Source organism: Actinomadura craniellae (assembly GCF_003289645.1).
GTDB classification, from domain to species: Bacteria; Actinomycetota; Actinomycetes; order Streptosporangiales; family Streptosporangiaceae; genus Actinomadura_D; species Actinomadura_D craniellae.
This window is the reverse complement of record NZ_QLYX01000001.1, coordinates 141,331-161,547: the sequence shown is the minus strand read 5'-3', so window position 1 is coordinate 161,547 and position 20,217 is coordinate 141,331. Positions and strand designations below refer to the sequence as shown.

At 73.5% G+C, this 20,217-nt stretch carries 17 protein-coding genes, 4 tRNA genes and 1 riboswitch; of the genes, 16 read left to right on the top strand and 5 right to left on the bottom strand.

Annotated elements, in window-relative coordinates; genetic code table 11:
* Positions 1-79 precede the first annotated feature (79 nt).
* From DPM19_RS00655 to DPM19_RS00630, 6 genes are all read left to right on the top strand, one after another.
* A tRNA-Arg gene (locus DPM19_RS00655) sits at positions 80-152 on the top strand.
* A 27-nt stretch (positions 153-179) separates the two neighbouring features.
* Entirely contained in the window at positions 180-1,538 is a 1,359-nt protein-coding gene (locus DPM19_RS00650) for an SDR family NAD(P)-dependent oxidoreductase (protein WP_111862774.1), read from the top strand.
* The gene (locus DPM19_RS00645; protein ID WP_111863319.1) at positions 1,538-2,671 is read left to right on the top strand and encodes a leucine-rich repeat domain-containing protein; all 1,134 of its coding nucleotides are present in this window, start codon (positions 1,538-1,540) and stop codon (positions 2,669-2,671) included. The genes DPM19_RS00650 and DPM19_RS00645 overlap by 1 nt, the downstream gene beginning before the upstream one ends.
* A complete protein-coding gene (locus DPM19_RS00640) occupies positions 2,668-4,407 on the top strand; it encodes an ankyrin repeat domain-containing protein (RefSeq protein ID WP_111862773.1) in 1,740 nt (579 codons plus the stop codon). Before DPM19_RS00645 ends, DPM19_RS00640 begins: the two co-directional genes overlap by 4 nt.
* The gene (locus DPM19_RS00635) at positions 4,404-5,585 is read left to right on the top strand and encodes an AAA family ATPase (RefSeq protein WP_111862772.1); all 1,182 of its coding nucleotides are present in this window, start codon (positions 4,404-4,406) and stop codon (positions 5,583-5,585) included. Before DPM19_RS00640 ends, DPM19_RS00635 begins: the two co-directional genes overlap by 4 nt.
* Positions 5,582-6,748 carry a vWA domain-containing protein gene (locus DPM19_RS00630; protein ID WP_111862771.1) on the top strand — a complete coding sequence of 389 codons (1,167 nt, stop codon included), beginning with the start codon at positions 5,582-5,584 and terminating at the stop codon, positions 6,746-6,748. The genes DPM19_RS00635 and DPM19_RS00630 overlap by 4 nt, the downstream gene beginning before the upstream one ends.
* 6 nt (positions 6,749-6,754) lie before the next feature.
* Here the strand turns inward: DPM19_RS00630 and DPM19_RS00625 are convergent, their stop codons facing one another.
* Complete coding sequence (locus tag DPM19_RS00625; RefSeq protein ID WP_233509731.1) at positions 6,755-7,399, bottom strand: TetR/AcrR family transcriptional regulator; 645 nt, start codon at positions 7,397-7,399, stop codon at positions 6,755-6,757.
* A gap of 66 nt (positions 7,400-7,465) precedes the next feature.
* Between DPM19_RS00625 and DPM19_RS00620 the strand changes: the two genes are divergently transcribed.
* Positions 7,466-8,611 (top strand): acyl-CoA dehydrogenase family protein, encoded by a 1,146-nt coding sequence (locus DPM19_RS00620; RefSeq protein ID WP_111862770.1) that lies wholly within the window; start codon positions 7,466-7,468, stop codon positions 8,609-8,611.
* 26 nt (positions 8,612-8,637) lie between these two features.
* Here the strand turns inward: DPM19_RS00620 and DPM19_RS00615 are convergent, their stop codons facing one another.
* Entirely contained in the window at positions 8,638-9,165 is a 528-nt protein-coding gene (locus tag DPM19_RS00615; protein WP_146778706.1) for a hypothetical protein, read from the bottom strand.
* Between the two features lie 105 nt (positions 9,166-9,270).
* On the opposite strand from DPM19_RS00615, the gene DPM19_RS00610 reads away from it, so the two are divergent.
* The 4 genes from DPM19_RS00610 to DPM19_RS00595 all read left to right on the top strand — a co-directional run bounded on the left by DPM19_RS00610 (position 9,271) and on the right by DPM19_RS00595 (position 10,822).
* Positions 9,271-9,342: transfer RNA gene (locus tag DPM19_RS00610), tRNA-Gly, on the top strand.
* Between the two features lie 29 nt (positions 9,343-9,371).
* Positions 9,372-9,445, top strand: a tRNA-Cys gene (locus DPM19_RS00605).
* Between the two features lie 44 nt (positions 9,446-9,489).
* Positions 9,490-9,561, top strand: a tRNA-Val gene (locus DPM19_RS00600).
* Positions 9,562-10,237: 676 nt separating this feature from the next.
* A complete protein-coding gene (locus tag DPM19_RS00595; protein ID WP_407642463.1) occupies positions 10,238-10,822 on the top strand; it encodes a DUF1697 domain-containing protein in 585 nt (194 codons plus the stop codon).
* Here the strand turns inward: DPM19_RS00595 and DPM19_RS00590 are convergent.
* Positions 10,819-11,322 carry a GbsR/MarR family transcriptional regulator gene (locus DPM19_RS00590; protein WP_199484756.1) on the bottom strand — a complete coding sequence of 168 codons (504 nt, stop codon included), beginning with the start codon at positions 11,320-11,322 and terminating at the stop codon, positions 10,819-10,821. The two genes, DPM19_RS00595 and DPM19_RS00590, sit on opposite strands and share 4 nt — an antisense overlap.
* Before the next feature lie 107 nt (positions 11,323-11,429).
* Between DPM19_RS00590 and DPM19_RS00585 the strand changes: the two genes are divergently transcribed.
* Positions 11,430-12,350 carry an ABC transporter ATP-binding protein gene (locus DPM19_RS00585; protein ID WP_111862768.1) on the top strand — a complete coding sequence of 307 codons (921 nt, stop codon included), beginning with the start codon at positions 11,430-11,432 and terminating at the stop codon, positions 12,348-12,350.
* On the top strand, positions 12,347-13,987 hold the full coding sequence (locus DPM19_RS00580; protein WP_111862767.1) for an ABC transporter permease: 1,641 nt from the start codon (positions 12,347-12,349) through the stop codon (positions 13,985-13,987). The genes DPM19_RS00585 and DPM19_RS00580 overlap by 4 nt, the downstream gene beginning before the upstream one ends.
* A gap of 171 nt (positions 13,988-14,158) precedes the next feature.
* On the opposite strand, the gene DPM19_RS00575 is transcribed toward DPM19_RS00580, so the two are convergent.
* Positions 14,159-15,403, bottom strand: coding sequence for an APC family permease (locus tag DPM19_RS00575; RefSeq protein ID WP_111862766.1), 1,245 nt, complete (start codon positions 15,401-15,403; stop codon positions 14,159-14,161).
* A gap of 198 nt (positions 15,404-15,601) precedes the next feature.
* Positions 15,602-16,870 carry a CHAP domain-containing protein gene (locus tag DPM19_RS00570; protein WP_158566661.1) on the bottom strand — a complete coding sequence of 423 codons (1,269 nt, stop codon included), beginning with the start codon at positions 16,868-16,870 and terminating at the stop codon, positions 15,602-15,604.
* Between the two features lies 1 nt (position 16,871).
* Positions 16,872-17,019: riboswitch (cyclic di-AMP (ydaO/yuaA leader) on the bottom strand.
* A gap of 301 nt (positions 17,020-17,320) precedes the next feature.
* On the opposite strand from DPM19_RS00570, the gene DPM19_RS00565 reads away from it, so the two are divergent.
* The 3 genes from DPM19_RS00565 to DPM19_RS00555 are packed head-to-tail and all read left to right on the top strand — an operon-like array spanning position 17,321 to position 20,169.
* Positions 17,321-18,709 (top strand): hemolysin family protein, encoded by a 1,389-nt coding sequence (locus DPM19_RS00565; RefSeq protein ID WP_111862764.1) that lies wholly within the window; start codon positions 17,321-17,323, stop codon positions 18,707-18,709.
* Positions 18,697-19,710 carry a hemolysin family protein gene (locus tag DPM19_RS00560; RefSeq protein WP_111862763.1) on the top strand — a complete coding sequence of 338 codons (1,014 nt, stop codon included), beginning with the start codon at positions 18,697-18,699 and terminating at the stop codon, positions 19,708-19,710. The genes DPM19_RS00565 and DPM19_RS00560 overlap by 13 nt, the downstream gene beginning before the upstream one ends.
* A 45-nt stretch (positions 19,711-19,755) precedes the next feature.
* Positions 19,756-20,169, top strand: coding sequence for a winged helix-turn-helix transcriptional regulator (locus DPM19_RS00555; protein ID WP_111863315.1), 414 nt, complete (start codon positions 19,756-19,758; stop codon positions 20,167-20,169).
* Positions 20,170-20,217 lie beyond the last annotated feature (48 nt).

The window sequence follows — 20,217 nt, the reverse complement described above, 5'->3', positions numbered from 1 at the left end:
TCGTTCGTGGGGAGCGTCGACGCCCCAGGCCGGCGAAGGTCCGGAATGTCGGTCGCCTTCGCTAGCCTGGCCCGGCGGCGAGGTCGTAGCGCAGAGGTCGTCGCGCCCTAGCAGCGAGCTGGAGGACGCCGGTTCGAATCCGGTCGGCCTCGCCGCCTTCGTCTTGGTGAGGAGTGTCGATGCCCCCGGTCCACCCCGACCCGGCGGACATCGACGCGTGCCTGCGGGTGCTCGCCGCGGCCCGTGCCGCCGACCCGGCCGACCCCGGCTGGGAGGCGGTACGGGAGGCCGCGGCGCAGGTGTACCGGGCCGGCAAGAAGGCCCGCAAGGCGGCCCGGCACGCCGACCGGCGGCGGCACGACCGCGCGGCGACCTCCGCCGCGGCCCGCTACCGGGAGCAGGACCCCGGGCCCGAGCCGGAGCCGGACGTCTCCGGGGCGGTCCGCCCGCTGGCCGGTTCCCGGCGCTGCTACGTCTGCAAGGCGACCTACCGGCAGGTGCACTCGGAGTACCACCTGCTCTGCCCGCCGTGCGCCGAGGAGAACCTGGCCCGCCGGCACGCCCGCTGCGACCTGCACGGGCGCCGCGCCGTGGTGACCGGCGGCCGGATCAAGATCGGGTTCCAGGTGGCGCTGAAGATGCTGCGCGACGGCGCCGAGGTGCTGGTCACCACCCGGTTTCCCGGCGACGCCGCCCGCCGGTACGCCGCCGTCCCCGACTCCGGCGACTGGCTCGACCGGCTGCACGTCCACGGCGTGGACTTCCTCGACATGCCGGCGGTGGCGGGTCTGCTGGACGCCGTGCACGAGCGGTTCGACCACCTCGACATCCTGGTCAACAACGCGGCGCAGACGATCCGCCGCCCGGCCGCCTACCACCGGGAGGTGCGCGCGGCCGAGGCCGCGCCGCTGACCGGGCGGGCCGCGCTGGTGCGCATCGGCGCCGCGGGCGACCGGACCGGCGGGGGTTCCGCGGTGGCGGTGCGCGAGGACGAGCTCGCGGCGCTGTTCCCGGCCGGGCGCACCGACGAGACCGGCCAGCCGCTGGACCTGCGCGCCCGCAACAGCTGGAGCCTGCGGCTGCACGAGGTGGAGCCCGCCGAGTGGATGGAGGCCCAGCTGGTGAACGCCTTCGTCCCGTTCCTGCTCACCTCCCGGCTGCGCGGCCTGCTGGAGGCGTCGCCCCGGCCCGACCGGTACGTGGTGCAGGTGTCGGCGATGGAGGGCAGCTTCTCCCGCGAGCACAAGACCGTCCGGCACCCGCACACCAACATGGCCAAGGCCGCGCTGAACATGCTGACCCGCACCTCGGCCGCCGACTACGCGGCCGCCGGCATCCACATGACCAGCGTGGACACCGGCTGGGTGACCGACGAGCGACCCCATCCCGGCAAGACGGCGCAGCGGGCGGCGGGGTTCCGCCCGCCGCTGGACGTCATCGACGGCGCCGCCCGGGTGTACGACCCGATCGTGCGCGGGATCGGCGGGGAACGGCTGTCCGGCCTGTTCCTGAAGGACTACCGACCGGTGGAGTGGTGATGAAGGAGCCGACGCCCGTACGCTGCCCCGCGATCGAGCACCCCGACGTGCCGCTCGCCGACCCGGCCGGGCTGGACCCGTTGCTCGCCCGGCTGGCCGACCCGGCCCCGGTGACAGTCACCGAGTCCTGCACGCTGGGCACCCTCCAGCCGGACGGGCGGGTCGACCTGTGCAAGCAGGGGCTCGGCGCGGCGGGGGCGGCCCGGGTGCTGCCCGCCGCCGCGCGCTCGCCGCACGCCGTCCACCTGCTGCTGGGCACCAACGCGCTGGAGGACGCCGGTGCCGGGGCGGTCGCCGCCGCGCTGGCCGGCGGGCACGGGTTCGAGACCCTCTACCTGGGCTGCAACCGCATCGGCGGCTCCGGGGCCGCCGCGCTCGCCGACCGGCTGGCCGGTGACGGCACCGTCCGGGCGCTGTGGCTCAAGCGCAACCCGGTGGGCGACGCCGGCGCCCGGGCGGTCGCCGCGATGCTGCGCGACAACACCGCGATCCGCACCCTGGACCTGGTCAACACCGGCCTCACCGCCGCGGGGCTGCGTGCCCTGCTCGACGTGCTCGCCGACCGGCCGGTGCCGGTCGAGCGGCTGTTCCTGGGCGGCAACGGGCTCGGCGCCGACACCGCCGACCTGCTGGCCGCCCTGGTCCGCGACGCCGGGGTGCGCGAGCTGTACCTACCGGCCAACCACCTGGGCGACACCGGCGCGGCGGTACTCGCCGGCGCGGCCGACCCGGCGCGGCCGATCCGGCTGGGCCTGGGCGGCAACGGCATCGGCCCGGCCGGGGCGCAGGCCCTGGCCGGCGCGCTCGGCGGGATCGAGGCCCTGGACCTGGGCCGCCCGCCGTCGGAGCGCAGCCTGGGCGCGCCGCCCAACGCCACCGGCGACGCGGGAGCGGCCGCGCTGGCCGCCGCGCTGCCCGGCAGCCCGCTGCGCCGGCTGGAGCTGCGGCACACCGGGCTCACCGGCCGGGGGGCCAAGACCCTGCTGGCCGGGGTCACCGCCGGCACCCGGCTGGAGTACGTGGGGCTGGGCCCCGGCGTGCCCCGCAAGGTGAAGCGGACCTTCGCGCCGCGGCTGCGCCCGGCCGCCCAGGTGCACCCCGACCTGCACGCGATCGGGAGCGTCTACCGGTGAGCGCGACGGCACCGCGGGTGCTCACGCCCGAGGAGCGGTCCAGCTGGGCACGGGTCCGCCGGTACGCAGTGCCCCGCCAGATGATCGAGCGGGCCACCGAGCGGCGGCTGGCCGGAGACTGGCGCGGCGCCTGCGCCGCGGCGAACGTCGACGTCGCGTTCGACCCGGCCGAGGTCGCCCGGACGCACGGCGCCGAGGTCGCGGCGGCGCTGGAGGACGACCTGCTGCACCTCGCCCCGGAGCTGGCGCGCTGGCACCTGCCCCGGATCCTGGGCGGCCGCTCGACGCTCGCCACCCACCAGGCGGTGATCCTCGCCGACCACGACCAGGCGGGCGGGGCGGTGCTGCGGCTCCGGACGCCCACCATGGCCGACGGGTCGCAGCGGCTCACCCTGGCCTTCGGCCGGATGCGCAGCAAGGAGGGCAGCGCGGCGGAGTTCCCCTTCGGTGCCCGGTACAGCTGGGCCCGGTCGCGGCACCTCTGGGACGCCCGGCGCACCGATGAGCTGCGCGAGCGGTGGGGCGGCGGCGACCGGACCCCGTTCTTCCGCCCCGACGGCACCCCGCTCGGCGCGGCCGAACTGCCCGCCGCCGACCCCGGTCCCGGCGATCCCGTCGCGCGCACCGAGTGGGTCTCCCTGCTGCACGGGCGGGGAGAGGTCGAGGCCGCGTTCGCCGCCGCCGGCATCGACCTCGACCCCACGCCGCTCGACCTCGGGCGCTACTACAACAAGAAGATCGACCCGCTGCCGGTGCTGACGGCGCTGCCCCTGGCCCTCACCCGGCTGGCTGCGGAGGCCGAGCTGCTCGGCGCCGACCGGCTGGTCATCCCGCACGGCTGGCGCTACTCGGTGCTGATCGACGCCCGGGACGGGCGGCCGCGCCTCAAGCTGATCCGGCGTGAGGGCGCCGGCGACGCCCCGATCGCCCCGGCGTCGAGCTGGCGGCGGCCGGTGGACCTGGACCTGCTGCGGGAGGGCGTGCTCACCCCCGAGCGGTTGCACCCGCTGATCCGCGCGGCGCTGTTCCCCGCCCGCCCGGCCGACGCGGGCCCGGCCGGGCCACCCGACCCCGAAGCATCCCCTGTTCCGGTGCGGGTCCGCTGCCGCGGCGAGTGGCACGAGGTGGCGCCCGGCGGCGACGGCCTCACCATGCCGCACACCGCCGAGGAGCAGCGGCGCGAGCAGGCCCTCCAGGCGCTGGGCGGCGAGATCTCCGGGTGTTTCGCCGTGCAGCGGGCCTGGCGCGGCGGCGGCCGGTGGCTGCCCAAGGGGTTGCGCGCCCAGCGGAGGGAACTGTTCAACCGGGTGCAGCACGGCGACGCCCCCGGGGTGCTGGCGCTGCTGGACGCCGGGATCAGCCCGCACGTGCGCGACGGCCGGCAGCGCTCCCTGCTGCACCTGCTGCACCTGGTCGACCACGAGGCGCTGCTGCCCCGGCTGCTGGCGGCCGGGCTCGACCTGGAGGCCGAGGATCACCACCAGCGCACCCCGCTGCACGTGGCCGTGGGCGACGGAGGGTCCACGGCGCTCGTCCGCGCGCTGCTGGACGCCGGGGCGCGAATCGACGTGCTCGACCACCAGGAGTGGTCGCTGAGTAACCTGATCCGCCGGCACCGGCGCACCGACCTGAAGTTCCTGGACGAGCGGCTGCAGCGCGAGTGCCCCGACGTCGGCCACGAGTGGTACGACGCGTACGACGAGGAGCAGGACGAGGACGACGAGGACGACGAGTGAACGACCTGCCCCCCGACCCGCTGGCCGCCGCGGACGCGCTCAACGCCCAGGCCCGTGCCTGGCGCACCGAGCCGGCCGAGAACACGCAGCTCACCGCGCTGGCCCTGGCGGTCGCCGCCAACCAGCCCGTGCTGCTGTGGGGCGAGCCCGGCATCGGCAAGTCCGCGGGCATGGAACAGCTCGCCGCCGGGCTCGGCGTCCCGCTGGAGACCGTCATCGCCAGCGTGCACGAGCCGTCCGACTTCGCCGGGCTGCCGATCATCGGCGACGACCCGGCCACTACCGGCGTGCCGATGGCGCCGCCCGACTGGGCGGTCCGGCTGACCGCGGCCGGGCGCGGGCTGATCTTCTTCGACGAGCTGTCGTCGGCGCCGCCCGCCGTCCAGGCGGCGCTGCTGCGGGTGGTGCTGGAGCGGCGGGTGGGCAGCCTGACCCTGCCCGGGCCCGTCCGGGTGGTCGCCGCCGCCAACCCGCCGTCGAGCGCCGCGGACGGCTGGCATCTGAGCCCGCCGCTGGCCAACCGGTTCGTCCACCTGCACTGGACGCACGACCCGCGGACGGTGGCCCGCGGCATGGCCGGCACCTGGCCGGCCGTCCCCATCCCGGTCGTCGACCCGGCCAGGGTGCCGGGGGCGATCGCCCGGGCGCGGGGCGCCATCTCCGGGTTCCTCACCGCCCGGCCCGGGCTCGTCCACCACCTGCCCGCCGACGCCGAGGCCCGCGGCGGCGCCTGGCCGTCGCCGCGCACCTGGGAGATGGCGTTGCGGCTGATCGCCACCGCGTACGCCACCGGGGCAGGCGGTGAGGCGCTGGCGGCCGTGGTGGTCGGTGCCGTGGGCGACGGCGCCGGCCTGGAACTGCTGACCTACCTGGAGGAGCTCGACCTGCCCGACCCGAACCGGGTGCTGGCCGACCCGGACGCCTTCGCGCTGCCCGACCGCGGCGACCGGCAGCTGGCGTTCCTGACCGCGGTGGTCTCGGCCGTCCAGAGCGAGCTCACCCGGGCGCGCTGGGAGGCCGGCTGGGCGGTGCTGGCCAAGGCCGTCGACGCCGGCTCCCCCGATGTGGCGGCCCGGGCGGCGATGGACCTGGCGGCGATGCGCGACCTCGACTGGCCGGTGCCCAGCGGCATCGACGGCTTCCTGGACCTGCTCCAGCTGTCCGGCGCCCTGAAGTGACCGGGCTCGACCGGGTCAAGCTGCTCGCCGCCCGGTACCGGGCGGCGACCGACCGCCCCTACCTGTCGTCCGCCCTGTACTCGCTGTCGATCGTGCCGAGCGACGCGGTGCCGACGATGGCCGTCGACCGGCACTGGCGCTGCTACGTCTCGCCCGGCTTCGTCGCCGCCACCCCGGTGCCCGAACTCGCCGGGGTGTGGATCCACGAGGTGGCGCACCTGCTGCGCGACCACCACGGCCGGGCCGACCGGCTGCCCGCGGCCGACCAGCGCGACCGGCTGCGGGTCAACCTCGCCCAGGACTGCGAGATCAACGACGACCTGCTGGCCGACCGGTTGGCGCTGCCGGCGGGCCGGGTGGTGCCCGGCGACTTCGGGCTGTCCGAGGGGCAGCTGTTCGAGCAGTACATCCCGGGGATACCGCCGTCGAAGACGGTCGTGCTCGACTGCGGGTCCGGGGCGCACGGCCGGCCGGCCCCCTGGGAGCGGGGCGGGCCGCGCGGGATGGGCCCGGTCGAGGCGGACGCGCTGCGCCGGAGCACCGCGGAGGCGATGCGCGCGCACCAGCGCAGCCGGGGCCACCTGCCGGCCGGCTGGAAGCGCTGGGCCGAGCAGATCCTGGAACCCGTGGTCGACTGGCGGCGGGTGCTGGCGGGGGCCGTCCGTGAGGCGGTGGCCTGGACCGGCGGTGCCGTCGACTACACCTACCGCCGCCCGTCGCGGCGCACCCCGGCGCTGCGCGGGGTGGTGCTGCCGAGCCTGCGCCGCCCGCTGCCCCGGGTGGCGATCGTCGTCGACACCTCCGGTTCCATGGGCGAGGACGATCTCGCGGCGGCGCTGGCCGAGATCACCGGCGTGCTCCGGGAGGTCGGTGTCGGCGGCAACCGGGTCAGCGTGCTGGCCTGCGACGCCGACGTGCACGCGGTGTCCCGGGTGACCTCCGCGGGCCAGGTGACGCTCGCCGGGGGCGGCGGCACCGACATGCGGGTGGGCATCGAGGCGGCGCTCCGCGAGCGGCCCCAGGTGGTCATCGTGCTCACCGACGGGTTCACCCCGTGGCCCGAGGAGCCCGCGTCCTACCGGCTCGTCGCCGCGCTGATCGGAGCGAACCCGCCCGAACCGCCGCGCTGGGTGGAGACCGCGTACATCCCGGTGGCGACCTGAGCGAGGTCAGCCGGCCGGGCGGACGCCGAGCATGCGCAGGGCCAGGTGCGCGTACAGGGCGGCGATCTCCTCGGGGCTCCGGGCGCCGGCGGGGTCGTACCAGCGGGCGACGTCGATGCCCAGCGAGGTCAGCGCGCGGGTGGTCCCCGCCGGGTCGGGCACGTCGAACTCCCCGGCCGCCACGCCGGCGCTCACCTCGTCGAGGAACATGCGGGCCGTCTCGCGGCGCAGCGCGTACACCCGCTCGCGGTGGTCGGCGGGCAGCGCGGCCAGTTCGTGCTGCTGGATGACCCGGGCGGCCCGGTGGTGGCGGGCGTGCCAGCGGGTGAAGGCGTACACCATGGCGCGGATCCGGGCCGGGCGGGCGGCCCGGGGGTCCATCGCGGCGTGCAGCGTGGCCACCACCGACTCGTGGGCGGTCAGCGCGATCTGGAACAGCAGGTCGCCCTTGGTGCGGTAGTGGACGTACAGGGCGGCGGGGCTCATCCCGGCCGTGGCGGCGATCTGCCGGGTGGTGGTCCCGTGGTAGCCGAGTTCGGCGAAGGAGTCGACCGCGGCCAGCAGCAGGCGGCGCGAGGCGGGTGGGTCGTGGTCGGCCCACAGGTCGTCGGAGGTCTCCTCCGCAAGGGCGGCCGGTTCGAGTCGGGGCACCCCCCGAGAATAAGCGACTGCTCAGTAGACTGACCGCCAATGTCCGCGCACGGCTGGAGGACGGTAATGCGGCGACGGGTGTACGAGGCCGACCACGAACTGTTCAGGGAGTCGGTCCGGGAGTTCGTGGAGCGGACGCTGCTCCCGCTCGACGAACGCATCAGGGAGGAGCGGGCGCTCCCCCGCGAGGTCTGGCTGGAGGCCGGCCGGCTCGGCATCCTCGGCATGCAGGTGCCCGAGCAGTACGGCGGCCAGGACGCCGGCGACTTCCGGTTCAACGCCGTGGTCGGCGAGGAACTGGCGCGAGTGGCGGTGGCCTACAACTCCATCTTCAGCATCCACATCGACATCTGCGCCCCCTACCTGCTGGAACTGGCCACCGAGGAGGCCAAGAAGCGCTGGCTGCCCGGCTTCTGCACCGGCGAGATCGTCACCGCCATCGGGATGACCGAGCCCTCCGGCGGCTCCGACCTCGCCGCGCTCAAGACCACGGCGGTACGCGACGGCGACGACTGGGTGATCAACGGGTCCAAGACCTTCATCACCAACGGCGGCTCGGCCGACCTGGTCATCGTCGCCGCCAAGACCGACCCGGCCAGGGGCGCCAAGGGCATCACCCTGTTCGGGGTCGAGGCCGGCATGCCCGGCTTCACCCGCGGCACCAAGCTCGACAAGGTCGGCCAGCCCGAGGCCGACACCTCGGAACTGTTCTTCGACAACGTCCGGGTGCCCGGCACGCACGTCATCGGCGAGCTGAACCGCGGCTTCATCCACATGATGGAGCGGCTGCCGCAGGAACGGCTCTCCTGCGCCGTCGCCAACATCGCGCACGCCCAGGGCGTGCTCGACGAGACGGTCGAGTACGTCAAGGAGCGCACCGCGTTCGGGCAGCCGATCGGCTCCTTCCAGCACAACAAGTTCCTGGTCGCCGACCTCGTCACCCGGCTCGACGTGGCCCGGGCGTTCGTGGACGCCTGCCTGCTGGAGCACACCACCGGCGAGCTCACCACCGTGGACGCCTCCAAGGCCAAGTGGTGGAGCTCCGACGTGCAGAACCAGGTGATCGACGGCTGTGTCCAGCTGTTCGGCGGCTACGGCTACATGCGCGAGTACCGGGTCGCCCGGGCCTGGATGGACGCCCGGGTCACCCGCATCTGGGCCGGCTCCAACGAGATCATGAAGGAGATCATCGGTCGCGCCGCCGGGCTCTGAACGTCACCGGCCGGGTGAGCGACCGCTCACCCGGCCTCCCGGACGAACACCGCCACCGTCTCCTCCTCGCACAACTCCTCCAACGTTTTCGCCTGCCGGCGCGCCCGCTCGACCAACCCGTCCAACCGGACCGGATCCAGCCGCGGCTCGACATTCGCCAACAGGCGCAGAGTGTGCCAAGTCTCCGCCTTGCCCTGCACCCCCATGCGCAGGCTCTCCAACTCCACCACCCCGCTCAGCGGCGACCGGCTCAGCAAGCGGCCATTCAGCTTCAACCGGCCCAACCGCTCCATCGCCCACCCCACGCCGATCTTGTAGCGCCGGATCGGCACCCGCAGCGTGATCATCATGTCCAGCAGCGCCTCGCGGTCCGCAGCGATCTCCTCGGCCAGCCCACGCAACGTCTCCCCCGCCGCGCCCCCATGGAAACGAGCCGTCCGCCGAACCAACCCCAAGCCCGCCGTCGCCCCCGCCAGATGGTCATTGAGGTAGACCCCGAGCAGAGCCCGCGCATCCCCCTCCGCCCGGACCACACGCGTTCGCATCGTCTTCATATCCCACCCCTTGCCACAGCGCACCGCTTCACACCACCCCGCGCGCGAGCACGCCCGGATTCCGCTACAGTTGTCCCTGCGCCTCGGGAAAACCCGAAGCCGCACGCGGAAGTGGCTCAGTGGTAGAGCATCACCTTGCCAAGGTGAGGGTCGCGGGTTCGAATCCCGTCTTCCGCTCGGAGAGGCCAGCAGCGCGGCCTCACTCCGGTGGAGTGGCCGAGAGGCGAGGCAACGGCCTGCAAAGCCGTGTACACGGGTTCAAATCCCGTCTCCACCTCCACGTCACACCCGGCACCACCCCCCACCCCTGGCACCCCCAGGAACGGGCGATTAGCTCAGCGGGAGAGCGCTTCCCTGACACGGAAGAGGCCACTGGTTCGAACCCAGTATCGCCCACGAGCCGGGTGTAGTCTGCTCGCCGCCCCCTTCGGGGGCGGCTTCGCCGTTGGGCCGCCATGTTTTTCCGGGGGGCGACCCCCGGGCCCCCGATGTGGGGGCTCCGCCCCCACGCCCCCTGTGGTTGCGCTGGCGCCTTGTGGTTGCGCTTGGGCCCCTGTGGTTGCGCTTTCTAGTTGTGGTTGCGGCTTGGGCCCTTGTGGTTGCGCTTCCCATGTTCTCTTGTGGTTGCGATTGCGGGTTTTCGCGAGCGGCTTTGTGTTTTTGTTCCCTTAGGTTTGGGGGTGGGCTGGGGATTCGCGTGGGGCTGGTGGTCTGGTGGGCGGCTAAGGCCTGTCTCGAAGTGAGGTCACAAGCCCCTGCGGTACCGCCAGCGGCTGGGCCCGCACCGCTCCCTTGCCGACGTGATCGTTGAGGATGTATGCGCCCGGTGGCGGGCTTTGGCCAGGTCAACGGGGTGGGGTTGAGGGGCTGGATCTTTCGCGAGCAAACCAGGACCATCGGCACCTGACCCACTTCGAGACACGCCGTAGGGGGCTCTTGTTGACGGGGTGCAGTCAGGGCTTTGCCGGGTGGTGCGGAGTTGGTGTTGTGGGGATCGCCTTGGGTTGGCCTGGGGTGTGAGGTCTTCGCTTGCTTCTGGTGTGTGCCTGGCCGGCTGGAGGTGTTGGGGGGAATGTCGGGGGTGGCCCCTATGATGCCCGGGCAACCGGGTGAGGGGTGTGCGATGACCAGGTATGTGGCGTTGCTGCGTGGCATCAATGTGGGTGGGCCTAACAAGATTGCCATGGCTGATCTGCGGGAGTTGCTGGTTGGGCTGGGGTACGCCGACGTCACGACATACCTGCGGACCGGTAACGCCGTCTTCACCGCGCCGGACCGGGCGGGGGGCGAGCTTGCCGCCGAGATCGAGGGGCGCATCACTGGTGAGTTGGGGCTCACCGTGGTGGTCATGATGCGTACCGCCGCCGAGCTGCGGGGGGTGGTCGATCGTAATCCGGTGCCGGTGCGTGATCCGGCCAAGTTCGCGGTGGCGTTTCTGAGCGGGGCGCCGGATCCGGGGTTGCCGGAGGTGATCGATCCGCGGGCTTATGCGCCGGAGGAGATGCACCTCGGGGAGCGGGAGCTTTACCTGTACTTTCCCCATGGGTTGGGGCGGGCGAAGCTCAATCCGTTGCTGGCCAAGCACCTCAAGGTGGACGCTACGGTCCGTAACTGGAACACCGTCACCCGGGTGCTGGACATGGCCGAGGGCGGTTAGTCGGGGCGGCCTAGGCCGTGCTGCCTGCGGTACTCGCGCCAGCGTTCGGCCACCTGGGGGAACTCGGCCCGCATGAAGCGGAAGTACTCCATGGTCTCGCGGACGCGCCGGGCGCCGGGGCGGGCGGGGTCCAATCCCTCCAGGCCGGCGGCCAGTATCTCCTCGTAGCGGCGCAGCAGCGGCAGGCGCTGCACGGTGATGGCGCTCCAGACGTCATCGTCGTAGATCCGGTAATGGTCGCTGCGCTCCCCGGGACGGCGCTCCCGGGCCACCAGGCCGGTCTGGACGAGCTGCCGCACGGCCGTGGAGATCGCGGCGGGGCTGACCCGCAGGCCGGCGGAGAGCTCGCCGGCCGTGTAGCTCTCGGCGTCGTCGGCGATGATGTACGCGAAGACGCGGGCGGTCATCCTGGGCAGCCCGCTCTCATGCAGCACCAGAGCGAACTGCTCCACGAGACGGAGCAGGGCCTCCTCGTGGTCCGCGGTGTCCGACAGTGGCACGCTCACCCCCTCGATCAAGTGGGAAAACCCTACCGGCTCCCTCCTGTCACCCTTCCCCTCGATTTTAGTACCTTCACGAATTCATGAAGACTGTGTAATCTCAGCGCATGACTACCGCCATCGACGTCTCCGGTCTGGTGAAGACCTTCGGCCGGACGCGCGCCCTCGACGGCCTCGACCTCCAGGTCACCACCGGCGAGGTGCACGGCTTCCTGGGGCCGAACGGCGCCGGGAAGTCCACCACCATCCGGGTGCTGCTCGGGTTGCTGCGAGCCGACTCCGGCCGCGCCGTGCTGCTGGGCGGCGACCCCTGGCGCAACGCGGTCCAGCTGCACCGGCGGCTGGCGTACGTGCCCGGCGACGTGGACCTGTGGCCCGCCCTGACCGGAGGACAGGCCATCGACCTGCTGGGACGGTTGCGCGGCGGGCTCGACCGGGCACGCCGCAACGAGCTCTGCGAGCGGTTCGACCTCGACCCGTCCAAGAAGGGCCGCACCTACTCCAAGGGCAACCGGCAGAAGGTGGCGCTGGTGTCCGCGCTCGCCTCCGACGCCGAACTGCTGGTCCTCGACGAGCCCACCGCGGGCCTGGACCCGCTGATGGAGGCCGTCTTCCAGGAGTGCATCCTGGAGGCCAGGGAGGCCGGGCGCACGGTCCTGCTGTCCAGCCACATCCTCGCCCAGGTCGAGAAGCTCTGCGACCGGGTGAGCATCATCCGGCAGGGCAAGGTCGTGCAGAGCGGCGCGCTGAGCGAGATGCGCCATCTCACCCGCACCACGATCGAGGCCGAGACGGCCCACCCGGTCACCGGCCTCGCCGAACTGCCCGGCGTGCACAACGTCCAGGCCGAGGCCGCGCGGGTGCGCTTCGACGTCGATGGTGAGCACCTCACCACCGCCGTCCGGGCGCTGGGCGAGGCGGGCCTGCGCAGCCTGGTCAGCCACCCGCCCACGCTGGAGGAGCTGTTCCTGCGGCACTACGGTGACGAACTCGCCGCCAACGGGGTGCGCGCCGAGGCCGCTTCATGACCGCGGTCGCCGTACACGCCGGGGCGCACGCCCGGGGCGGGTCGCTGACCGGCACCGGGGCGCTGGTCCGGTTCGCGCTGCGCCGCGACCGGGTCCGGATCCCGGTGTGGATCGCCGCGCTGACGTTCTCCACGGTCGGGAGCGTTTCCACCTTCCCGACCAACTACCCGACAGTGGGCGACCGGCAGACCAGGGCGGAGCTGATGACCAGCCCGACCGGGGCCGCGCTGAGCGGCCCGGGGCACGGCCTCGACGACTACACGTTCGGCGCGATGATGGGGAACGAGATCCTGGGCTTCCTGGCGATCTTCGTCGCGCTGATGAGCGTGCTGCTGTTCGTCCGGCACACCCGCACCGAGGAGGAGAGCGGCCGGGCCGAGCTCGTCCGGGCCGCGGTGGTGGGCCGGCACGCGGTCACCACGGCCGCGCTGATCGTGGTCGGCGGCACGAACCTGGTGCTGGGCGCGCTGATCGTGCTGGGGCTGGGCACCAGCGGAGTCGAGAGCATCACCTGGGCGGGCTCGCTGGCGTTCGGCGCCGGACTCACCGCGGTGGGCCTGCTGTTCACCGCCATCACCGCCGTGACCGCACAGCTGGTGGAGTACGCCCGCGGCGCGGCCGGCCTGGCGGGGGCGCTGATCGGCCTTGCCTACGCGCTACGCGCGGCCGGTGACATGGGCGATGGTGCGCTGTCGTGGCTGTCGCCGATCGGCTGGGCCCAGGCCATGCGGCCCTACGTCGACGAGCGGTGGTGGCCGCTGGTGCCCGCCCCCGTCCTCGCCGTGGCGCTCGTCGCGGTCGCGTTCGCCCTCACCTCCCGGCGGGACGTCGGCGCCGGGCTGGTCCGGCCCCGGCCCGGGCCGCGCACCGGGTCGGGATTCCTGGGCACCCCGTTCGGCCTGGCGCTGCGGCTGCACCGGGCCGCCCTGCTGTGGTGGGGCACGGCAATGTTCCTGTTCGGGCTGATGTACGGGTCCCTCATCCAGGACGTGGAGAGCGCCATCGAGGGGAACCGGGCCCTGCGGGAGTGGGTGGCGCAGAGCCCCGGCACGAGCTTCACCGACGCGTTCCTGGCGCTGATCCTCTCCATGCTGGCGACGATCTCCGCGATCTACGCGATCCTGGCGGCGCAGCGGCTGCGCGGTGAGGAGACCGCCGGGCGGGCCGAGCCGGTGCTGGCCACGGCCACGTCCCGGGCCCGGTGGATGAGCGGTCAGCTGGCCGTCGCCCTGTTCGGCGGCGCCGCGGTGATCCTGCTCAGCGCGCTGGGCCTGGGCCTGGGCGCGGCGGCCACGGCGGGCGATGCGGGGCAACTGTTCCGGATCCTGGGCGCGGGCCTCTGCTACGTGCCCGCGCTGTGGGTGACCGTCGGGGTCGCCGTCGCGCTGTTCGGGCTCGCGCCCCGGGCGATCGCGCTGTCCTGGGTGCTGCTGGTGTACGCCCTGACGGTCGGGATCTTCAGCGGCCTGCTCAAGCTGCCGTCCTGGACGATGAACCTGTCACCGTTCGGCCACGTCCCGCAGCTGCCCGGCGCCGAGTTCGACCTGCTCCCGCTGGTCGCGCTGACCGCCCTCGCCGCCGCCCTGGTCGCCGCCGGTCTCGCCGGCTTCCGCCGCCGCGACCTGCACTCCAACTGAAGAACCCGGCGCATGTGGTGGCGGGCCCGGAGCGGATGGGGGCGGCTCAGCGGTCCAGCGCGGCCGGCCCGACCCCGGCGGCCGGCTCTTCGGACAGATCGCCTCCGGGCCCGCCACGGTCGACGGTACGCCGCGGCCGGACGGCGCGGAACTGACGGCCGCGCCACATGTCTACCTCCTGGCCGCGGCGGACCGGCGCAGGGCGTAGGCCAGGGCCCCGGCCGCGAGGACGGCCGTGCCGGTGAGGACCGCCGGCGGCGGCAGGGTGCAGGCCAGCAGGAGGCAGCCGCCCAGCCCGGCGACGGGGATCAGCCGGGGTGGGCGGTTCTCGGCGGCGGTCAGGGTGCAGGCGGCGGCGTTGGCGACGGCGTAGTAGACCAGCACGCCGAAGGAGGAGAACCCGATCGCGCCGCGCAGGTCCGCCACCAGGACCAGGATCGCGACGACGGCGCCCACGGCCAGTTCCGCCCGGTGCGGCACGCCGAACCGGGGGTGCACCGCGGCCAGGACGTGCGGCAGGTGCCGGTCGCGAGCCATCGCCAGGACGGTCCGGGAGACCCCGAGGATCAGCGCCAGCAACGATCCGAGCGCGGCGACGGCGGCTCCCACGCGCACCACCGGGACCAGCCATCCGGCGCCGGCCGCGCGCACGGCGTCGGCCAGAGGGGCGGCGGCGGACGCCAGGTCCGCCGGGCCGAGAACGGCCAGGACGGCGACGGCCACCGCCGCGTACACCGCCAGGGCGATGCCCAGCGCGATCGGGATCGCCCGGGGGATGGTCCGCGCGGGGTCGCGCACCTCCTCCCCCAAGGTGGCGATCCGTGCGTACCCGGCGAAGGCGAAGAACAGCAGCCCCGCGGCCTGGAGCACCCCGCCCGGCCCGGTGCCCAACCCCAGGTCCAGCCGGGCGGGGTCGGCCGCGCCCGCGGTGAGGCAGGCGGTCACCACGGCGGCGAGCACCGCCAGCACGGCCGCGACGATCGCCCGGGTGAGCCAGGCCGCCTTCCGCACCCCGGCGTAGTTCACCGCGGTCAGCGCGACCACCGCCGCCACGGCCACCGCGCGCTCCCGGCCCGGCCACGCGTACGCGCCGACGGTCAGGGCCATCGCCGCGCAGGAGGCGGTCTTGCCGACGACGAAGCACCAGCCGGCAAGGTACCCCCAGAACTCCCCCAGCCGCTCGCGGCCGTAAACGTACGTCCCCCCGGACTGCGGGTGGCGGGCGGCGAGCCGGGCCGAGGAGGTGGCGTTGCAGTACGCCACCGCCGCGGCCAGCGCCAGCCCGGCGAGCAACCCGGACCCGGCCGCCGCGGCGGCGGGCGCCAGCGCCGCGAAGATGCCCGCGCCGAGCATCGCGCCCAGGCCGATCACCACCGCGTCGGTCACCCCGAGCCGCCGCCGCAGGGTCTCGCTCATGGCTCGGAGCTCCTCCCCGTGGACCGGCTCCACCGTAGGTCGGCACGGGTGGCCCTGGTAGATATCGTCCAGGACCCTGGCGGGCACCGTCATCACCGGGCAGAAGGACGAGATCGCCACCATGCGCGAACCGCTCAGGACGATATAGCCCTGGGACCCGGGCCGCGGCGGCGGCATCCGCCGCGGCCCGGAACCCGCTCAGCGGACGGCCTCGACCCGCTCCTCCGCCTTCGCCGCGTGCAGCGAACTCCAGAAGGCCAGTTCCCCGTCCTCTTCGAGGTGGGCGATCCGGCCCCAGAACTCGCGGTCCTCGGCCTCGGCGGCCGCCGCCGCGCTGATCGCGGGCATCGACTCGGTGGCGGCGTCGGCCTCGGCCAGGTCGGCGGTCGTCATCCCGTCGGGCAGTTCCACCGGCCCGCGGTGGTGCTTGCCCCGCCTGCGCAGCCGGGGCAGGGACACGGTGGCGGTGCGCGCCGCCTCGGCCTCGGCCTCGGTCTCGGCGACGGTGACCGGCTCCGCCGGAACGACCCGCCGGTCGTCTTCCGGACCGGCCTGTGCGAGGGTTTCGGTCACAGCGGCGATGGTCGCCGTCGTGTCCTCGGCCGCCGTCAGGTCGTCCGGAACCATGCCGGCGGGCAGTTCCGCCGGGCAGCGGTGGTGGCGGCCCTTCTTGCGGACCCGTACCGGCGAGGCGGGCAGCCGGGCCGCGGTGGAGCGGCCGACGGCGAGTGCCGCGGTACCGATGACGATGGCCGCCAGCAGGCTGCAGAGGACCACCTCCTGCTCGACGGGGTCGGCGGGCCGCCCGCCCGGCGCGAGGGTGTTCGAAGACACCCCGGACGACGTGCCGCCGTCGCCGACCTCACCGGGCGAGACGCCGTGGTTGCCGTGTTTGGGGACGTGCTTGCGCTCGCCCGTGCCCCGCTCGGTCTTCCCCTTCTCGCCCGCGCGCTGGTCGCCCTGGCGTTCGGCGCCGGTCACCGACTCGACCGACCGGCCGGGCACCACGACCTTGGCGGGGTAGCCGTAGCCGACGATGGTGCCGCTGTCGCGGACCTGGCGTTTGAGGTGCACGCCGTCGGTGTTGGCCTCGATGGTGTGGACGCTTCCGTCGCCGCCGACCCGCTCGACCAGACCCACGTGCTGGATGGAGTCCAGGTCCTTGGAGCCCGACCAGGCGAAGAACACGACCGCCCCGGGTTCGGGCGTCGTCCCCCAGGCTCCCTTCTCCCGGAACCAATTCGCGTGCGAGGGGGTGTAGGCGAACTGGCCGGCCCAGTCCTTGACGCCCGTCTTGTTGGCGGCCCAGGCCAGGAACATGTCGCACCAGGGCGCGGTCTTGAAGGCGGGATCCTGTTCGACGTTCTTGCCGTACCAGTCCCCGAACTTGGTGTAGCCGCCCGCCTGCTCCTGGTAACCGAGCTCGGCCTTGGCGACGTCCAGCAGTTTCTTACCAATCGGATCCATCAGCATCTCCCTAGGGCGCCTACCGGGTTAGCTGACGGGTTCGGGCCAGGAGTCGCCCTACCGCACGCGGCGGATTCACCCCAGAGACAGTGGGTCCCCGGCTCCCGCGGGCCCGAGGGGGCGCCGCGGAGATTCGGCGATCGGCCCGCACCCCCCGGAGGGAGGTAGGTAACAGGCCGATATCAGGTGAAAGTACTGACCGATATATACATAGGGCAAGAGGTGACAACGTTGAGCAAAGTAAAATCCGCACCGCAGTGAACCGGACACGCTCCGCAGTCGGGCGCTCTCCTGTCCTGAACGTCCGTGTTTTTGCGTATTTTCCGGCGGGGAACCGTAGGGAGTGACCTGTCCGTTCTTGCAGGTTGAACAGGAAGAAGTGGAAGGGGTTGGTGCGTCCGTGTCCGCGGACTGCGACCATAGTCCCGGCCCGTCGCAGAGGCCGGTGTCATGACGAGCGCCCTGCTGGGGATCGTCGCGGTGCTGGTGCTCACGGTGGCCACCGGCTACTTCGTGGCCCAGGAGTTCGCCTACACCACGGCCGACCGGGCAGTGCTGAGCGCGCAGGCCGAGCAGGGCGACGTCCGGGCCCGCCGGGCGCTCCAGGTGATGGCCCGGCTGTCGTTCATGCTGTCAGGCGCCCAGCTCGGCATCACCGTGACCGCCCTGGTGGTGGGGTTCATCGCCGAACCGGCGCTGGCCCAGCTGCTGGAACCGCTGCTCACCGGCCTGGGAGTGGCCGGAGCGGGGCCGATCTCGGTCGCGGTGGGCTTCGCACTGGCGACCGTGGTGCAGATGGTGCTGGGCGAGCTCGCGCCCAAGAACTGGGCCATCGCCCGGCCCGAGCCGCTGGCCCGGATGCTCGCCGCCTCGACGCTGGCCTACCTGACGGTGGCCGGCCCGGTGGTCCGGCTGTTCGACGCCTCCGCCAACCGGCTACTGCGCCGGGTCGGGGTGGAACCGGTGGAGGAACTCCACCACGGCGCCACCCTGGAGGAGCTCAGCGACATCATCGGGGAATCCGGGCGTAGCGGGCATCTGCCACCCGACCTGACCCAGTTGCTGGACCGCGCGCTGACCTTCGGAGAGCACAGCGCGGACGAGGTGATGGTGCCGCGGCCGAAGGTGGTCACGACCACCGCCGACACGACGGTCACCGAGCTACTGAAGATCATCACCCGTACCGGGCACTCCAACTACCCGGTGCTCGGCCAGGAGATCGACGAGGTCGTCGGGGTGGTGGGCGCCCGGGAACTCGCCGCCGCCCGCGCCGCGGGGCCCGCGGCGCCGTTCGAGGAGCTGACGGTGGGCCCGCTGGCCCGGCCGGCCCTGCTCGTCCCGGCGACACTGCCGCTGCACACCCTGGTGCAGCGCATGCACGAGGCCCGCGAGGAGTTCATCTGCGTGGTCGACGAGTACGGCGGGCTGGCCGGCATCGTCACCTTCGAGGACGTCGCCGAGGAACTGGTCGGGGAGATCACCGACGAGAACGACCCGGCCCCCGCACTGACCGCCCGCACCGAGACTGGCTGGGAGGTCGACGCGGGCCTGCGCATCGACGAGATCAACCAGGCCACCGGGGCCGCGCTCCCCGAAGGCGAGCACTACGACACGCTCGCCGGCCTGATCATGGTGGCGCTCGGCCGGATGGCCGCCGTCGGCGACACCGTCACGGTGCCCCAGGACCCGGACAGCATGCCCGTGGACGCCCGGCCCGGCACCGTCGAGACCGAGGTGCTGGCACTGCGCCGGCGGGTGCCCGCCCGCGCCCGGCTGCGGGTCCGGCCGGCACCCGAACCCGCTGCGGCCGGGACCGAGGAGGAACGATGGACCCGCTGACCGGAGCCGTGGTGACCGGGGCGCTGCTGGCGGGGAACGGGTTCTTCGTCGGGGCCGAGTTCGCGCTGGTCGCGGCGAAGCGGCACCGGCTGGAGCGCGCGGCGGCCCGGGGCAGCCGCGCCGCCACCTCCGCCGTGGCCGGCATCCGGGAACTGTCCCTCATGCTGGCCGGGGCACAGCTCGGCATCACCATGTGCACGCTGGGGCTGGGCATGGTGTCCGAACCGATCTTCGCGCACGCGCTGGAGGGCCCGCTGCACGCGGCGGGGGTGCCCGAGGCCCTGCTCCACCCCATCGCGTTCGCGGTCGCCCTCACCGTGGTGACCTACCTGCACATGGTCGTCGGCGAGATGGCGCCCAAGTCCTGGGCGATCGCGCACCCCGAGCGCTCGGCGATCCTGCTCGCGCTGCCGTTCCGCGGGTTCACCCGGCTGGTGCGGCCGCTGCTGGCCGTGTTGAACGGTGCGAGCAACCTCGTGCTGCGGCTGGGCGGCGTCCGGCCGCGCGACGAGATCGCCACCCGCACCGACCCGCAGCGGCTGCGGTTCCTGCTGGGCGAGTCGCGCCGGCTGGGGTTGATCGACCGCTTCGACCACGCCCTGCTGAGCAGCGCCATCACCACCCGGCAGGCCACCATCGAGCCGCTGGTGGTCCCGATCGCCGAGGTGACCACCGTGCCCGCCACGGCCGACCTCGACGAGATCTGCCGGGCCGCCGCGGCCAGCGGCCACACCCGGCTGGTCGTCCGCGGCGGCAACGGCTCGATCGCCGGGGCGCTGCACGTCCGGGAGGCGCTGACCGATCCGTTCGGGTCGCGCGCCGCCGCCGAGCTGGCCCGGCCGGTGCCGCAACTGCCGGCGAACACGCCGATCACCCAGGCCGTGACGGCGCTGCGGCGCGACCGCGCCCAGCTCGCCGCCGTCCTCGGCCTCGATGGCCGGCCGATCGGCATCGTCAGCCTCGACGACCTGCTCAACCGGCTGCTGCCCGCACCCGGATGAGCAGCTGAAGGACACTCGTTGTTACTGAGGAAACGGCATGTGACCATGGAATTCCCCGGAAAGGCAGGCGGCATGGACCCCGAGTTCGACATCAAGGACGTATGCCCGGTGATCGAGGTCATCGACCGGATCAGCGGCAAGTGGAGCATCAGCGTCCTCGTCGCCACCGCCCACGGCCCGGTGCGCTTCACCGAGCTCGAACGGCAGATCACGGGCATCAGCCGCCGCATGCTCACCCTCACCCTGCGCAACCTGGAACGCGACGGCCTGCTCACCCGGACCGTCTACCCCACCGTGCCGCCCCGGGTGGAGTACGCGGCGACCGGCATGGCCCGCGAACTGTACGAGCACCTGGCCGGGTTCACCTCCTGGGCGGCCCGGCACCAGGGCGAGATCGCCGCGGCCCGCACCGCCTACGACGCCGGCCGCACCGCCGAGCCCGTTCCCGCCCCCGGCTGAACGACCGGTTTGACCGTCGCCCTCCCGGCTATATGCCCTCCGGATCGG

Coding starts and splice junctions, on each gene's coding strand:
- DPM19_RS00650 (WP_111862774.1), top strand. CDS start 180: ATGCCCCCGGTCCACCCCGACCCGGCGGACATCGACGCGTGCCTGCGG.
- DPM19_RS00645 (WP_111863319.1), top strand. CDS start 1,538: ATGAAGGAGCCGACGCCCGTACGCTGCCCCGCGATCGAGCACCCCGAC.
- DPM19_RS00620 (WP_111862770.1), top strand. CDS start 7,466: ATGCGGCGACGGGTGTACGAGGCCGACCACGAACTGTTCAGGGAGTCG.
- DPM19_RS00615 (WP_146778706.1), bottom strand. CDS start 9,165: ATGAAGACGATGCGAACGCGTGTGGTCCGGGCGGAGGGGGATGCGCGG.
- DPM19_RS00595 (WP_407642463.1), top strand. CDS start 10,238: ATGTCGGGGGTGGCCCCTATGATGCCCGGGCAACCGGGTGAGGGGTGT.
- DPM19_RS00585 (WP_111862768.1), top strand. CDS start 11,430: ATGACTACCGCCATCGACGTCTCCGGTCTGGTGAAGACCTTCGGCCGG.
- DPM19_RS00580 (WP_111862767.1), top strand. CDS start 12,347: ATGACCGCGGTCGCCGTACACGCCGGGGCGCACGCCCGGGGCGGGTCG.
- DPM19_RS00575 (WP_111862766.1), bottom strand. CDS start 15,403: ATGAGCGAGACCCTGCGGCGGCGGCTCGGGGTGACCGACGCGGTGGTG.
- DPM19_RS00570 (WP_158566661.1), bottom strand. CDS start 16,870: ATGGATCCGATTGGTAAGAAACTGCTGGACGTCGCCAAGGCCGAGCTC.
- DPM19_RS00565 (WP_111862764.1), top strand. CDS start 17,321: ATGACGAGCGCCCTGCTGGGGATCGTCGCGGTGCTGGTGCTCACGGTG.
- DPM19_RS00560 (WP_111862763.1), top strand. CDS start 18,697: ATGGACCCGCTGACCGGAGCCGTGGTGACCGGGGCGCTGCTGGCGGGG.
- DPM19_RS00555 (WP_111863315.1), top strand. CDS start 19,756: ATGGAATTCCCCGGAAAGGCAGGCGGCATGGACCCCGAGTTCGACATC.